Annotated in this window: 11 protein-coding genes and 1 pseudogene; 9 read left to right on the top strand and 3 right to left on the bottom strand. The window is 74.0% G+C overall.

The features are described 5' to 3' along the window. Window positions 1–120 precede the first annotated feature (120 nt). Window positions 121–1,671, bottom strand: coding sequence for an MFS transporter (locus ETD83_RS20315; protein ID WP_138646720.1), 1,551 nt, complete (start codon window positions 1,669–1,671; stop codon window positions 121–123). Window positions 1,672–1,917: 246 nt separating this feature from the next. On the opposite strand from ETD83_RS20315, the gene ETD83_RS20310 reads away from it, so the two are divergent. The 3 genes from ETD83_RS20310 to ETD83_RS20295 all read left to right on the top strand — a co-directional run bounded on the left by ETD83_RS20310 (window position 1,918) and on the right by ETD83_RS20295 (window position 7,767). Beyond that, window positions 1,918–3,033: a methyltransferase gene (locus ETD83_RS20310; RefSeq protein WP_138646719.1), complete on the top strand. Its 1,116-nt coding sequence runs from the start codon at window positions 1,918–1,920 to the stop codon at window positions 3,031–3,033. Window positions 3,034–3,047: 14 nt separating this feature from the next. Beyond that, window positions 3,048–5,624, top strand: coding sequence for an AAA family ATPase (locus ETD83_RS42645; RefSeq protein WP_171064341.1), 2,577 nt, complete (start codon window positions 3,048–3,050; stop codon window positions 5,622–5,624). A 61-nt stretch (window positions 5,625–5,685) separates the two neighbouring features. After that, complete coding sequence (locus ETD83_RS20295) at window positions 5,686–7,767, top strand: MMPL family transporter (protein WP_138646718.1); 2,082 nt, start codon at window positions 5,686–5,688, stop codon at window positions 7,765–7,767. A 151-nt stretch (window positions 7,768–7,918) separates the two neighbouring features. Here the strand turns inward: ETD83_RS20295 and ETD83_RS20290 are convergent, their stop codons facing one another. After that, the gene (locus ETD83_RS20290) at window positions 7,919–8,590 is read right to left on the bottom strand and encodes a hypothetical protein (protein WP_138646717.1); all 672 of its coding nucleotides are present in this window, start codon (window positions 8,588–8,590) and stop codon (window positions 7,919–7,921) included. Between the two features lie 199 nt (window positions 8,591–8,789). Here ETD83_RS20290 and ETD83_RS20285 point away from each other — a divergent pair, with 199 nt between their 5' ends. Continuing rightward, a complete protein-coding gene (locus ETD83_RS20285; RefSeq protein ID WP_138646716.1) occupies window positions 8,790–10,913 on the top strand; it encodes a sensor histidine kinase in 2,124 nt (707 codons plus the stop codon). Continuing rightward, a complete protein-coding gene (locus tag ETD83_RS20280; RefSeq protein WP_138646715.1) occupies window positions 10,910–11,557 on the top strand; it encodes a response regulator transcription factor in 648 nt (215 codons plus the stop codon). Before ETD83_RS20285 ends, ETD83_RS20280 begins: the two co-directional genes overlap by 4 nt. Window positions 11,558–11,611: 54 nt before the next feature. On the opposite strand, the gene ETD83_RS20275 is transcribed toward ETD83_RS20280, so the two are convergent. Beyond that, window positions 11,612–11,791: an acyl carrier protein gene (locus tag ETD83_RS20275; RefSeq protein WP_268920472.1), complete on the bottom strand. Its 180-nt coding sequence runs from the start codon at window positions 11,789–11,791 to the stop codon at window positions 11,612–11,614. Window positions 11,792–11,966: 175 nt separating this feature from the next. On the opposite strand from ETD83_RS20275, the gene ETD83_RS20270 reads away from it, so the two are divergent. From ETD83_RS20270 to ETD83_RS20255, 4 genes and pseudogenes are all read left to right on the top strand, one after another. Then, entirely contained in the window at window positions 11,967–12,950 is a 984-nt protein-coding gene (locus ETD83_RS20270) for a cytochrome P450 (protein ID WP_138646713.1), read from the top strand. A gap of 23 nt (window positions 12,951–12,973) precedes the next feature. Then, on the top strand, window positions 12,974–13,561 hold the full coding sequence (locus tag ETD83_RS20265) for a hypothetical protein (protein ID WP_138646712.1): 588 nt from the start codon (window positions 12,974–12,976) through the stop codon (window positions 13,559–13,561). Beyond that, window positions 13,561–13,836: pseudogene (locus ETD83_RS46040) on the top strand (MMPL family transporter); the annotation flags it as partial. The gene ETD83_RS20265 and the pseudogene ETD83_RS46040, both read left to right, overlap by 1 nt. A gap of 65 nt (window positions 13,837–13,901) precedes the next feature. Beyond that, complete coding sequence (locus tag ETD83_RS20255; protein ID WP_138646711.1) at window positions 13,902–14,879, top strand: MMPL family transporter; 978 nt, start codon at window positions 13,902–13,904, stop codon at window positions 14,877–14,879. Window positions 14,880–15,243: the final 364 nt, after the last annotated feature.

Raw genomic sequence — 15,243 nt, 5'->3', positions numbered from 1 at the left:
AAGAAGGAAGCGGAGGGCCGTGGCGCTTCATCATCTAGAACGGCCGCTTACCGCGATGACCTGCCCGGGAATGAGTGCGGATCGTTAATAGAATTCCGACATTTGTCGGAATTGTCAGTCTCAGGCGGTGACGCCGTGCGGGACCTCGCCGGCCTCGGAGCCCGCCTCGCCGCGCCGGCGGGCCGGCAGCGCCACCGTGATCACGGCCCCCGCCAGCAGCACGACCGCTCCGGTGGTGAGCACGTCGTGCAGCCCCTCGACGAAGGCGTCCTTGGCCGCGGCGGCCAGCCGCTCGGCGGTCTCCGGCGGCCCGGGCGCGCGGGCCGCCCCGCCGCCCTCGTGCAGGAACGCGTCGGCCACCCGCTCCCGCTCGGCGGACGACAGGCCCGCACCGGCCGGCGTCGAGCCCATCAGCGAGGTGAACCGCTGGGTCAGCAGGGCGCCGAGCACGGCGACGCCGAACACGATGCCGAACTGCCGGTGCGCGTTGGCGATCGAGGACCCGGTGCCCGACCGCTCCCTCGGCACCGCCGACAGCACCAGCGCCGTGGTGGGGCTGAGCGCCAGCCCGATGCCGAGACCCATGAGCACGACGCACCACCACCACCGCCCGTACCCGGCGTCGACCGTGAGCCGGTGCATGGTGAGCAGGGAGATCCCGGCGACGGCGAGCCCCAGGCCCATCGGGACCCGGTGGCCCAGCCGCGTGGCGAGGACGCCGGACAGCGGAGCGGCGAGCACGATGGCGACAGAGCCGGGCAGGAACGCCAGCCCGGTGTGCAGCGCGGACTCGCCCCTGACCTGCTGCATGTAGAGCGACAGGAAGAAGAACATCGAGAACAGGCCGAACCCGAGCAGGAACGAGACCAGGTTGCCGATCAGGAACGGCCGCTGCCGGAAGAGCGCCAGCGGCAGCATGGGGTCGGGGACGCGGGTCTCGGCGATCACGAGGGCGATCAGACCGGCGGCGCCCGCGGCGAACCCGCCCATGATCACCGGGCTGGTCCAGCCCTCGGCGTCGCCCTGGATCAGGGCGAACGCCAGTCCCCCGGTCCCGACGACGGCGGCGAGCTGGCCGGGCAGGTCGAGCCGCTCCCGCCCGCTGCCGACCGCGGGCAGCACCCGCGGCGCGACCGCGAGGACGACGGCCGCGACCGGCAGGTTGAGGAAGAAGACGCTGGACCAGCCGTACGAGCCGACCAGCCAGCCGCCGAGCACCGGACCGGCGATCAGCGCGAGCCCGGCCACGCCGCTCCACATCCCGATCGCGCGGGCGCGCTCCCTGGGGTCGGGAAAGATCCAGGCGATCATGGACAGCGTCCCGGGGAGCATGGCCGCGGCAGCCAGGCCCTGCAGCGCCCGCGCGGCGATCAGCAGGCCGGGAGACGGGGCCAGGCCGCACAGCGCGGAGGCGACGGCGAAGGCCACCACGCTCGTCAGCAGCACCCTGCGGCGTCCGTAGCGGTCGCCCAGCGTTCCGCCGGTGAGCAGGAAGGCGGAGAAGATCAGCGTGTAGGAAGTGATCACCCATTGCTGGGCGGGCAGCCCGGCGTTCAGGTCGGAGCCGATGTCGGGGACCGCGACCGTGACCACGGTCACGTCGAGCAGGGCCATGAAAGCGCTGAGGAACAGCACCGTGAGCGGCGCCAGACGGCGTGCACGACCGGCCACGAACACTCCACGAATCGCTACCGACTGACGGTCAGTAGGAGTCTGAGGCTCGCGAAGGAGCGCTGTCAAGCGCGATATCCCGCTCGTTACAGAATGCTATAGAACACTTCCCGTGCCGTCCTTGCACACCGCTCAATATAATTACAAAATCTTGCTCCATAAGGTCAATATCGATCAACCTGGATCGGTGGCGATCATTCCTGTCCCAGCGGCATCGGCGCATATTGGGCGTGGAGGTATTTCTTCGTGAATCCATCGATCGACCTGGACGACGGCGCGCGGCGCGCGGACACCGGCGAGACCCCCCTCGACGACACCGCCCTCAGCGACACCGCCCTCGACGCCCAGCTCGGCGGCGCCGACCGCCTGGTGCTGCTCAGCGTGCTGTCCGGAAGCTGGCTGGCCCAGGCCGCCTACGCCGTCGCCAAGCTCGGCGTCCCCGACCTGATGGCCGGCGGCCCGCGCGAGGCCGGCGAGATGGCCGCGCACTGCGACGCCGACCCGGACGCCCTGCACCGCATGCTCCGCGCGCTCGCCGCGGTCGGCCTCTTCGACGAGACCGCCCCGCGCACCTACGGGCTCACCGGCGCCGGCGACCTGCTCCGGTCGGACGGCGCCCGCTCCGCCCGGCTCGGCGCGATCATGTACGGGGAGGAGGTGTTCCGCTCCTTCGCCGAGATCATGCACACCGCGCGCACCGGAGAGCCCGCGTTCGACCGGGCCTACGGCATGGGCTTCTACGAGTACCTGGACGCCAATCCCGCGGCCCAGCGGACCTTCAACGAGGCCATGGCGGGCCTGCGCGAGACGCCCGCCGTCCTCAGAACCGGCTGCGGCCTGGACGGCGTCGGGACGCTCGTGGACGTCGGCGGCGGCACGGGCAACCTGCTGGCCGACGTGCTCGGCGCGCACCCGGGCATGCGCGGCGTCCTGCTGGAACTGCCGGAAACCGTCCGGCAGGCGCGAGAACGGCTGGAGGACGCCGCGCTCCTCGACCGCGTCGAGCTGGTCGAGGGCAGCTTCTTCGACCGGGTGCCCTCCGGCGGCGACCTGTACGTGCTCGCCCGCTGCCTGCACAACTGGCCCGACGACAAGGCCGTCGAGATCCTCCGGACCGTGCGCGCGGCGATGCGGCCCGGGGCCCGGCTCGTCGTCCTGGAGAAGCTGATCCCCGAAGGCCCGGGGTTCAGCCCCGCGAAACTGCTCGACCTGCTGATGCTCGTCATGGTGGCGGGCCGCGACCGCACCGAGACCGAGTACCGCGACCTGCTCGTCCGCTCCGGTTTCGAGATCGTCGCGGCGCACCCCGCGCCGGTGCCCGACCCGCGCGCCGAGAGCGCGATCGAAGCCGCCGCCGTCTGAACCGGAGGTGCGGAGTGTCTGGAACGCCGGGTCCATCCGTCCTGGAGTCGGCGGCGCTCCCGGCGGGGGTCTCCCCCGCCGGGACGTGCTGGGACTGGGGCGACCGTGCGCCGTTCGACGTGCTGGCGGCGGCCGTCCACCGTGGTCGAAGTGGGGAAGGGGGGACGCTGCTCGTCCGGGGCCGGTTCGGATCCGGTCGCAGCACCCTGCTGCGCGCCATCGCCTCGTTCGCTGAGCGGGAGGGCTTCCTGACGTTGCGCTCCTTCGGCCACCTCGCCGAGAAGGACGTCCCCCTCGGCCTCATCGACCAGCTCGTGGACGCCCTCGATGGCGTGGACGGACGGTCCATGGACGGCGCCGCCGACGGCCACGCCCTGTACCGGGTGCTCCGCGAGCTGACCCGCCGTTCTCCGGTGCTGCTGTGCCTGGACGACGTCCAGTGGGCCGACCCGGCGTCGCTGCGCCGGCTCGGCTTCCTGGCCAGGCGCATCGAGAACCTGCCGCTGCTGGTCGTGGCGGCCGTCCGGGACGGCGAGCCGCTCGCCGACCCGGCCGCCGTCGCGGAGCTGGCCGAGGAGCGCCTGTGCCGCGGCGTCGTCACGCTCGAACCGCTCACCCGCCCCGAGACCATGGAGGTGGTGCGCCGCCACGTCCCCGGCGCGGCGGACGAGGCGGTCGCGGCCTGCTGGCGGCTCGCCCGCGGCAACCGGCTGCTGCTGCGCGAGGCGGTCGCGCTCCTCGCCGCCCGGATCCCCCTGACCGACCGCACCGGCGCGGGGCCGGAGCTCACCGCCCGCCTGACCGCCGATCTGCGGCGGCTCGCCCCCCTCACCCTCGCCACGGCGATCGCCGAGCTCGGCGACTCGGCCGACCGCGAGATGCTGGTCCACGTCACCGGGCTCCCCGAGCACGACTGCGAGGACGCGCTGCGCGCCCTGGCCGCCGCCGGGTTCCTGCGCGCCGACCGGCCGGTCTTCGTCCACCCGCTGGTCCAGGCCACGGTCGCGGCCCACACGTCCGCCGCCGTCCGTGCGGTCCTGCACGGTTCGGCGGCCTGCCGGTTGCGGACGCGGCGCGCCCAGGCCGAGCGGATCGCCCGCCATCTCGTCCACGTGGCGCCCGGCTTCCGGCCGTGGACCGCCGAGACGCTGCTGTTCGCGGCCCGCGCCGAGATCGCCCGCAGCGGCCCGGCCGCGGCTCCGCTCATCGAGCGGACCCTCCGGGAGAAGCTGCCGGACGACGTCGGCGCGGAGCTGATGATCGAGCTCGGCCGGGCGTTCCTGCGACGGGAGATACCCGGCGCACCGTCCTGCTTCGACCGGGCGGCCGCCCTGACCGCGGACCCGCGCCTGCTCTCCGAGGCGGCCGCGGGCAAGGCGGTCGCGCTGTTCCACCTCGGCCGTCCCGACGACGCCCGCGCCGCCCTCCGGCCGGTCGCCGGATCCGGGCCGCTGCTGTCGCTGTTCACCGCGTGCCCGGTTCCCGCGGGCTGGGTTCCGCGCGCCGGCCTCATGCACCTCGACGTCCTGGTCCGCTGCCTCGGCCTGCTCGGCGACGACCGGCTCACCGAGGAGATGTGCGAGCGGAGGGCCGGCTTCGCCCGTCGGCGCGGCGACCTGTGCGGCGAGGCCGTCGCGCTGCTGATGCGCGGCCTCGTCACCCTGCGCGCCGGGCGGCTCGCCCAGGCCCGCGCTGACCTGGCCGCCGCTTCCGCGCTGCTGGCCGACGCCGGAGCGGCGCCGACCGCGGCACTGCCCAGGCTGGCCTTCGCCGGGCAGGCGGAGGCCGCCGTCAGGTCCGGCGACGCGGGGGCCGCGGCGGCCGCCGTGGAGGCCGCGGGCGGTTTCGACCGGCCGACGTCCGGATGGTGGGACGCGCTGCTGCTCGCGGCGCGCGCCGAGGTGCACCTCGCTCAGGGCGAGGCCGACCGCGCCCGGGCCGACCTCCTGGAGTTCCTCGACTGGCTGGACGACCGGCCCGGCGCCCCGGGCCCCATCACCTCCTGGTGTGCGCGGGCCACCATCCTCGCGTGCCGCGTCGGCCTCGGCGACCATGCCCGCCGCCTCGCCTCCCAGGTCCTCGGAGCCGCCGAGGCGTCCGGCGGCCCCCGCAGGCTCGGGCTGGCCCTGCACGCCTTCGGGGTCGCGCACGGCGACGTCGACTGCCTCCAGCGCGCGATCCGCCTGCTCGCCGATCCCCGCACCCGGCTGTGCGCCGCGGAGGCCCATGTCGACCTCGGCGCCGAGCTGCGCCGCCGGCGGCAGTACCGGCGGGCCCGCCACCACCTGCGGGAAGGGCTCACCCTCGGCGTCGTCTGCGGCGCCAAGACGCTCATCGTCCGCGCCTGCGACGAGCTCCTCAGCGCGGGCGGGCGGCTGCGCCGGATGCCCCCGCACCTGCTGACCAACGGTGAGGAACGGGTCGCGGTCCTCGCCGGCGAGGGTCTCACCAACGGCGAGATCGCCCGCCGTCTCTGCATCACCCGCCGGACCGTCGAGACCCACCTCACGCACACCTACCGGAAGCTCGGCATCACGAACCGCAGCGAACTGCCGAGGGCCCTGCACAGCCACGGCATCCCGTGCGGCTGAACGGACACGGCGCCGATGCCGGGCCGGCGGCGAGCCGGTCGCGGCCATGAGGGGGTAATGAGTGTTCGAGCGACTGGGACGCGCCTGTTTCCGGCACCGGCGCATGGTCGCGCTGGCCTGGCTCATCGCGGCCATCGCGTTCTTCATGGCCGGGTACCGGGTCTTCGACCGGTTCACCACCGAGTACCGCGGCTCGCACATGGAGTCCGTGGCCGGGAGCAACCGGATGGAGGAGGTCAGCGCGTACGGGTCGGAGGTGAGCGCCGTGCTGGCCGGCCGTCCGGTCAGCGACCCGGCCGTCGAACGCGCCGTCCGCCGCACCGCCGGCGACCTGTGGCGGACGCCGCACGTGGCGCGGGTCCGCGAGCCCTACGGCACGGGCGACAGGAGCCTGATCGCGCCGGACGGCCGCGCGCTGCTCGTGCACGTCGACCTCGCCAAGGGGCTGCCGGACAAGGCCGAGCGCGCCGCGGCCGACGCCGTCGCCGACCGGCTCGACGACCTCGACGCGACGGGCGCCGAGGTGCGGCTGGGCGGGACGGAGCTCGAACGGCGCGCCTTCGCCGAGCAGTCCCAACGCGACATCGAGCACGGCGAGATGGTGGCGCTGCCGCTGACCCTGCTGGTCATGGTGTTCGTGTTCGGCGGGCTGTTCGCGGCCGGCCTGCCGATCCTCGCGGCCCTCGGATCGATCGGGGGCGGGCTCGCCGTCCTGTACGGCTTCTCCTTCGTCACGGATCTGGATCCTGACGCCGCGTCCGTGACCACGGTCCTGGGGCTCGGCGTCTGCATCGACTACGCGCTGCTGCTGGTCAACCGCTACCGCGAGGAGCGCGGCGCGGGGCTGGGCGCGGAGGACGCGGTCGGCCGCATGATGGCCACCGCGGGCCGGACGGTGGGCTGGTCGGCCCTGACGGTCTGCGCGTCGGTGTCGAGCCTGTTCGTCTTCAACGTCCCCACGTTCCGGGCCCTGGGAGCCGCCGCGCTGTCGGTCGTCCTGGTCGCCGTGGTCGCCTCGCTCACGCTGATCCCCGCGCTGCTCGGGCTGGCCGGGAGACGGGTCAGGGCGTCCCCGGCGGTGACCGCCGACGACGGCCTGTTCGCCCGGCTGGCACGGGCAACCCGGCGGCGGCCCGTGCTCACGCTGGTCGTCGTGGCCGTCGTCCTGCTGCTGGCCGGGCTGCCGTTCCTCAGCGCGGAGCCCCGGCTCTCCCGCGTGCGGGCGCTGCCCGCGGACGCCGGTCCGCGCCAGTACGAGGAGACCGTCGCCCAGCGATTCCCCGGCCGGACCCTCGACCCGATCCTCATCGTCGCCGAGGCGCCGGCCGCGAATGCCGCGCCGTACGCCGCGTCCGTGGCGGCCGAGCCCGGCGTGACGCGGGCCAAACCCCCGGAGCCGCTCGCACCGCGCTGGTCGCTCATCGAGGTGCACGTGGCGGGAGATCCGCAAGGGACCGCCGCACGCGACCTGGTGCGGACGCTGCGCGCCGACCGGCCGGGCTTCCGGACCTGGGTCACGGGCAGCGCCGCCGTCCTCGAGGACAACATGCACGAGATCCGGCGGGCCCTGCCCTGGGCGGCGGGCTGTGTCACGATCGCCATGTTCGTCCTCCTGTTCGGGATGACCGGGTCATTGCTCGTCCCCCTGAAGGCGATCGTGATGAACACGCTGTCGCTCGGAGCCTCGTTCGGCGTCCTCGTGTGGGTGTTCCAGGACGGCCACGGCGAAGGGCCGCTGGGCTTCACCTCCCCCGGCGGCATCGAGGTCTGGGTGCCGGTGCTGGTGTTCACGTTCGCGTTCGGGCTGTCGATGGACTACGAGGTCTTCCTGCTGTCGCGGATCAAGGAGCTGCACGACGGCGGCGTCCCCAACGATCTCGCCGTCGAGCGGGGCCTGCAGCGGACGGCGCGCATCATCACCTCGGCCGCACTCCTGATGATCATCGTGTTCGGCGGCTTCGCGACCGGGCAGCTCCTCGGCATCAAGGAGCTCGGCGTCGCGCTCGCCGTCGCCGTCGCGGTGGACGCCACCCTCGTGCGCTGCCTGCTGGTACCCGCGACGATGACCTTGCTGGGCGAATGGAACTGGTGGGCACCGGGCCCGCTGCGCAGACTGCACAGCCGCCTGCGTCTCGGCGAGTGACAGGTCTCTCGGCGTACGCCGAGAGCCCCGGTCGCCGGTGGGTTCGGGGCCCCCGCTCCCGTCGAAGACCCGTGCTGGACGGTCTTCGAGACAACCCACCGGCGGGTTCACAGGCCGCCGGGACATCACCGGCGGAATGATGACCGGCCCGTCAGGGCGCGGACGCCGCAGGAGCAGCGGGTGCGGCGGGTGCGGCGGCTCCGGTGGGCAGGACGATGCGGGGCGTCACGGCGAGGCGCAGGCCGAGAATGCCGTAGGAGAGTCCGAGCCAGACCGTGCCCGGGTAGGTGCCGCCCTCGTCGCCGAGCGCGGCCTGCCCCACTCCGGCGACGACCAGCCACAGCCCGCAGAGCAGGAACTGCCAGCGCAGCAGGCCCCGGTAGCGGCCGACCTTGACGACGGCGATGCCCATGACGAGCATGCCGAGCATCGACAGCGGCCAGCACATGTCAAAGGGAATCACCCAGCCGGGCGTGTCCTCGGGGTAGGCGACGATGAGCGGGCACCACACCATCGCGGGGACGAGCAGGACGATTTCCACAATGGCGATGTAGCGGCCCTTGCGGTGCCCCGTGGCGTTCGTGGACAGCGCGAGCACGACCAGGGACATGACGCCCACCAGGAACGCCAGGCTGCCCCAGATCTCGGCCGGAACGACCTCGTCCTGGACGCGGTTCCCGCTGTCGAGCAGCCCGGCGATCCACGCCGTGGTACCGGCCGCGAGGGCGGCGCCGGCGATGCGGGTGCGGATCAGAAGCCCGCCGGGGCCGGGGTCGGACGGGTCGTTCGAGTAGACGGAACTGGGCCGGATGTGCACGGTCATCGCTCTCTCTCCCGTGACGGGGCGGCGCAGGGACGCGCCGCCGGTGACCCTGACGCTCCGTCCCCGATGTCCCGGGCGGCCAGTGACAGGCCCGGCGCGAGCGCCCCGGGCCGCACCTCTTCCGGCGGTGACCGCTGTCCCGGCCTGCAAGGACGCCGGCCCCAGGTAGGCGGGACACCGCACGGGCGAAGCTGGCCTGATGAGCAGCGCCCACCCGGCGCCTCGGGGCGAGCGGTTCCTGAGGCCGCCCGCCATCGCGATCGCCGTGCTGTGCGCGGCGGCGACCGCCGCGACCGTCTGGCTGGACGTCCTGCTGGCCGGCGCCGGCCCGGCCCCTGATCCGCTGGACTGGGCGCACTGGGGGTCGGCGGGGTCGGGGCTGCCGCTGGCGGTCGCGGGCGGCGTCCTCGCGACGCGGCTGCCGCGGCATCCACTGACGTGGCTGCTGCTGGCGGGCGGGTCCATCGCGGTCCTGGACGGCGTCACCGCGGCGTACGCGTCGCTGTCGGTGCTGGAGCACGGCGGGGACCTGCCGCTGACGGCGTTCGCGGTGTACGCGGGCGCCCGGTTCGGCCCGATGATCAACATGATCGTGCCGCTGACGCTGATGTTCTTCCCGGACGGGCGGCTGCCCTCGCGGCGGTGGCGATGGCCGGTGGCGGCGGCGGTCGCCGCGCAGGCCACCGGGGTCGTCGCGCTGCTGATGGTGCCGTGGGAGGTGTTCTCGCAGGGCGAGCCGCTCGCGCCGGGCCTGCGGGATGTCCCGCTGGACCCGCTGACGCCGCCGCTGCCCCACGCCATCTGGCCGGTGTCCGGGTGGATGTTCTGGGCGGGCTTCCTCGCCTCCTTCGGTGTGTCGATCGCCGCGTTCACGGTGCGGTTCCGCCAGTCGGACCCGGAGCGGCGGGCGCAGCTGCGGTGGATGCTGCTGGCGCTGACCGCCAACGTCGTCCTCATCGCCTCGGGCATCGTGCTGACCGAGGTGGCACCGCCGTCGGTGAACTGGTGGACGGGCGACATCTCCCTCGTCCTCATGCACGCGGCGATCGCGGTGGCGGTGCTGGTCGCCGTCGCCCGGTACCGGCTCTACGACGCGGACCTGCTGCTCGGCTGGACGCTGCTGTACGCGGCGCTGGCGGCCGCCGTGGTCGGCATCGACGTCGCGGTGTTCGTCCTCGCGGGCACGTTCATCGACGAGCCGCTCGCCGCCGTGACCGGCGCGGGAGTGGTCGCCGTCCTGTACGCCCCGCTGCGGTTGCGGCTGCAGCGGTGGGTGAACCGGGTGCTGAGAGGGCGCGCGGAGCCCTACGACGTGGTGTCGGCGCTGGCGCGCCGTCTGGAGCGGTCCATGGGGCCGGACGAGATGCTGCTGGAGGTAGCGCGCGTGGTGGCGGAGTCGTTCCGGTCCCCGTACGTGCGGGTGGAGCTGGACCGCGCCGACGGCCGGACGGTCGTGGTCGAGCACGGGACGGCCCGGGACGACGTGGTCGTGCTGCCGTTCGGGTACCGGGGCGCGGCGATCGGGCGGCTGGCGCTGGTGCCGCGCACGGGATCGCGGCTCCCGGCGGCCGACCAGCGCCTCCTCGCGGACGTGGTGCGGCAGGCGGCCGCCGCCGCACGGGCCACGGCGCTGACCGAGGAGCTGCAGCGCAGCCGCGAGCAGCTCGTGACGGGAATCGCCGAGGAGCGGCGCCGGCTGCGCCGCGACCTGCACGACGGGCTGGGCCCGTCGCTGGCGGCGGCCGCCCTGAAGATCGAGGCGGCCCGCAACCTCGCGCCGCGGGACGGCGCCGCCGCCGACGCGACCCTGGAATCGGTGCGCACGGACCTGTCGGCGGTGCTGTCGGACGTACGGCGCCTCGTGCACGACCTGCGGCCCCCGTCCCTGGACCAGTTCGGGCTGGCCGGGGCGGTGGAGCAGCTCGCCGAGCGGTTCCAGGGGCGGTCGCTGCGGGTGGGGCTCCGCTGCGCGGGGGAACTCGAGGCGCTGCCCGCGGCGGCCGAGGAGGCGGCGTACCGGATCGTGGCGGAGGCGCTGGCGAACGTCGCCCGGCACGCGGGGGCGACGCGCTGCGACGTGCTGCTGACGGCGTCCGGGGACGCGCTGGAGGTGGAGGTCGCCGACGACGGGCGGGGCGTCCCGCCGGGCGCGCTCGTCGGCGTCGGGCTGGTCGGGATGCGGGAGCGGGCCGAGGAGCTCGGCGGGCGGTGCACGGTCTCGGCGCGCCCGGGCGGGGGGACGCGCGTGCACGCCGTCCTGCCGTTCGGGCCGCGCCCGGCCGCCGAGGAGGAGCCGCTGTCGCTCACGAGGAGCGCGCCGTGACGCCGCGGGTGCTGCTCGCCGACGACCATCCGGTCTACCGGGACGGCCTGCGGCTGATGCTGGACTCCACCGGCGAGGTCGAGATCGTGGGCACCGCGCCGGACGGGATGGTCGCGGTCGAGATGGCGGGACGGCTGCGTCCCGACGTCGTCGTGATGGACCTGCGGATGCCGCGGCTCGGCGGGGTGGACGCGACGCGCCGGATCCTCGCGGCGCGCCCGGAGACCGGGGTGCTGGTGCTGACCATGCACGAGGACGACGAGAGCGTGTTCGCCGCGATGCTCGCCGGGGCCCGCGGATACCTGGTGAAGGGCGCCGACCAGGACGAGATACTGCGGGCGGTGTCCGCGGTCGCGCGCGGCGAGGTGATCTTCGGTCCGGCGCTGGCGGGCCGCGTCTCGGACTACTTCGCGCGGATCGCGGCGGCTCCCCCCGCCGGCGAGCCGTTCCCGGAGCTCACCGCCCGGGAGCGGGGCGTGCTCGAACTGATCGCGCTGGGGCTGCCGAACCCGGCGATCGCCGAACGGCTCGGGCTGTCGCCCAAGACCGTCCGCAACAACGTCTCGAACGTGTTCGCCAAACTCCGGGTCGCCGACCGCGCCGAGGCGATCCTCCGCGCCCGCGACGCCGGTCTCGGCCGCTGACCGGACGTCCTCTCACGACACGCGGGCCGCTCGCAACCGCGTTGATCCGCGCGGTCACTTTCTGGGGCGGGAGGCAGGCACAGCGCCGAGGCGGAGGTGGACCATGTCCGCGATGTCGCTGATGGTGCCGCCCTTGCGGACGAACTCCATCGGCGGGATCTCGATCCCGTAGGTGTTGCGCAGGACGGCGATCAGTTCGGCCGCCATCAGCGAGTCGACGCCGGACTCCTCCAGCCGCTGGTGCCGTCTACCGCTGGTACTTCGGCCCGTTCCTGCCGGGCGCGCTGCTCATGTTCGACGGGGAGGAGCACCGCGAGCAGCGGCGGCTGATACAGCAGGCGTTCACCCCCGCCCGGATGCGGCGGTACCACGCGGCGATGCTCCCCGGGATCAGGGCGGCGGTCGGTGACTGGCGGCCGGGCCCGGACTTCCGCGTGTACGACCATGTCGAACGGCTCACCTTCGACCTGGCCCTGGACGTGTTCATGGGCGTCGGCAAGGGCGACCCGCGCGCCGCGCGGATCTCGGCCGCCTTCCGCGACCTGATGCAGGCCCCGTTCACCTGCATGCGCTTCCGCGTCCCCGGCCTGCCCGGGACGCGCTGGTCCAAGGGACTACGGGCGCGAGCCCTCCTGGAGGACTTCCTGTACACGCGGATCCCCGCCGGGCGGCGCGGCGACGGCGACGACCTGTTCACCGCCTCTGCCGGGCGGAAGGGGAGGACGCCGGCGGCCCCTTCGGCGACCGCGAGGTCGTCGACCACATGATCCACCTGCTGCAGGCGGCGCACGACACAACCACGATCATGATCGCCGCCATGACGTACTTCCTGGGCGAGCACCCGTCCTGGCAGGAGCGCCTGCGCGCCGAGGCCGAATCGGTGGCCGGGGGCCCGGAGGCACCCGGCGTCGCGCACGCCGACCTGGCGCGGCTGACCCTGATGGACCAGGTGATGAAGGAGTCCCTGCGGCTGGTGTCGCCGGTGCTCGGGCACCTGCGGCAGGCGGTGGCGGACACGGCGATCCTCGGCCGCCACATCCCGGCGGGCACGATCGTGTTCGTCCCGACGCTGACCAACCAGCGCCTGCCGGAGTACTGGCCCGATCCCGGCCGGTTCGACCCCGGCCGCTTCGCCCCGGACCGCCGCGAGGACCGCGTCCACCGGTACGCCTGGGCCCCGTTCGGCGGCGGCGCCCACAAATGCATCGGCCTGCACTTCGCCGGCATGCAGGCCAAGCCGATCGTGGCGGAGATGCTGCTGCGGCACCGCTGGCGGCTCCCCGCCGGCCACGCGTGGCCGTTCGGTGTGGGCACGCTGACCACGGTGAAGGACGGGTTGCCGATCGCGCTCGAACGCCTCCCGGCCGGCGTCGGTTCCCCGCCGGGTGCGTGATGCGCGGCCGACGGCGTCGTGCGGTGCGGGATGTCCGCCCGGTGGGCCAGGACATGTACGGCCGTGCCGTGGCCGTGATCTGGCGTCGGAGGACGGCCATCGCCGTCGCGGCGCTGCTGGGCGCCATCGCCGCCCTGGTGCTCGGGAGCGGGACGGCGGAGCGGGTCACCTCGGGCCGGGGCGGCGCCCCGGCGACGGAGGCCGCCCGGGCGGCGGCGGTGCCGGGCAGCCCCGTCGACACCGGAAGCCTCATCCTGCTCTACCGTTCGGCGCGGCGCACCGCCGCCGACCCCCGGTTCGACGGCGCGATGCGGGCCAGCCTGGACGCGGTGCCGCCCCGGCTCGTCCGGGAACCTCCCCGTTCCGCCGCCCGGCGCGTGTCGAGGGACGGCCACGCGGTGCTGGTGGCACTGCACCTGTCCGCACGCGACGCGGCTTCAAAGACCCGCGCCTATCACAGGATCGAGCGCGATGCCGACGTGCCCGCACTGCGCGCCGCGGGCGTGACGCTGTCGATGGGCGGCGGCGTCGCCGCGGACGACCAGATCACCGAGGCCGCGGCGGACGACCTGGCGCGGGTGAGCTGCTGGCGTTCCCGCTCCTGCTGCTGATGCTGGTGGTGGTGTTCCGCGGGGTGGTGGCGGCCGCGCTGCCGCTGCTGCTCGGAGGGCTGTCGGTGGTGTTCTCGCTGGCCGCGCTGCGCCCGCTGACCGCCGTGGTCGAGGTGTCGTCGCTCGCGTTGAACATCGTCACGGTGCTGGGGCTGGGCCTGGCGGTGGACTACGCCCTGTTCATCGTCAGCCGCTTCCGCGAGGAACTGTCCGGCGGGGCGGACGGGCGGACCGCCCTGACACGCACCTACGCCACCGCCGGCCGCACGGTCGCGGTCTCGGGGCTCATCGTCGTCCTGTCGCTGGCGGGGCTGCTCTGCGTGCCGATCGCGGCACTGCGATGCTGCCGGAGGGCTCCCCGGCCCGCGTGGTCTCGGAGACGGTCGAACGCGACTTCCCCGGGACGCCGTTCGCGGCCGTCGCCGTCCTGCCCTCCGGCGCGGCACCTCCGCCTTCGGCATCACCTCACAGCGCACCGGCCCTCGACGACTACCTGGCCGCGATGCGGCGGGTGCCCGGGGTGGACGGCGCGACCCCGACCGCGCCGGGGCCGGGCGGCGCGGTGCACATCGCGGTCGCCTCCCGGGTCGATCCGGGTTCCGGCGCCGCCCGGCGGCTGGTCCGGGCCGTCCGGGACCTGCCGCCGCCGCGGGGCGCCGGCGCGGTGCTCGTGGGCGGGGCGACCGCGGAGGTCATGGACGACCTGGACCTGATCGCCGGGGCGCTGCCGTGGACGCTGCTGATCATCGTGGTCAGCACGGGGACGCTGCTCGCAGTGGCGTTCCGGTCCGTCCTGCTGCCGATCAAAGCCCTGGCCGTGGCGGCGCTGTCGCTCACGGCGTCATTGGGGGTGCTGGTCTGGGGCTTTCAGGACGGAGGGCTCGCACCGCTCCTGGGAGTGCCCGCGACCGGGCAACTGTCGTCCACGACACCCGTCCTGGTGCTGGCGGTGGCCTTCGGGCTGTCGGCCGACTACGAGACCTTGCTGCTCAGCCGCGTACGGGAGGAGTGGCTGCGCAGCGGCGACAACGTCCACGCGGTCGCCACTGGACTGCAGCGCACGGGCGGCATCATCACCAACGCCGCGCTGCTCCTGACCATCGTCACCGGGGCACTGGCCACCGCGCGGGTCATCCCGGTCGCGATGATCGGCGTCGGGCTCACCGTGGCCATCGTGGTGGACGCGACCGTGGTACGGCTGGTTCTCGTCCCCGCGGCGATGCGCCTGATGGGCCACTGGAACTGGTGGTTCCCACAGCGGCGCCGCGCCCCTACCTCTGCGCGGGCCCGTGAGGTCAGGGGACCGGTCGGGCCGTGATGACGGCGAACCCAGCGATCAGTTCGGGAATGGCCCACCCGTCCCCCACCGGGCGAATTCCCGACCCGAAATCAGGACCACCAATTGTTGTGAATGAACTGGCCAGGCGAATGGTATCGCCTGGAGTCTGAATTCGACCGAACGCGGACCAGCAGGATTAAGGGTGCTTTTAATTGACGCTAAGGTGGCTTTATGGGTAGCGTGGCTAACGTCTGGTAGCGATCAGGCGACCAGGTCGCCGGAAAGATTCCGGCGTTCGAAACACACCACGAAGGGATTTCCATGCGAAGACCCTCGCATCGACGCTGGTCGCCGCCGGTAGGCTCCCCATCACCGCCAAGCTCCCACACCGCCGCCACGAACC

The organism is Actinomadura soli, assembly GCF_005889715.1.
Lineage (GTDB): Bacteria > Actinomycetota > Actinomycetes > Streptosporangiales > Streptosporangiaceae > Spirillospora > Spirillospora soli.
This window is presented reverse-complemented; position numbering and strand designations above follow the sequence as displayed.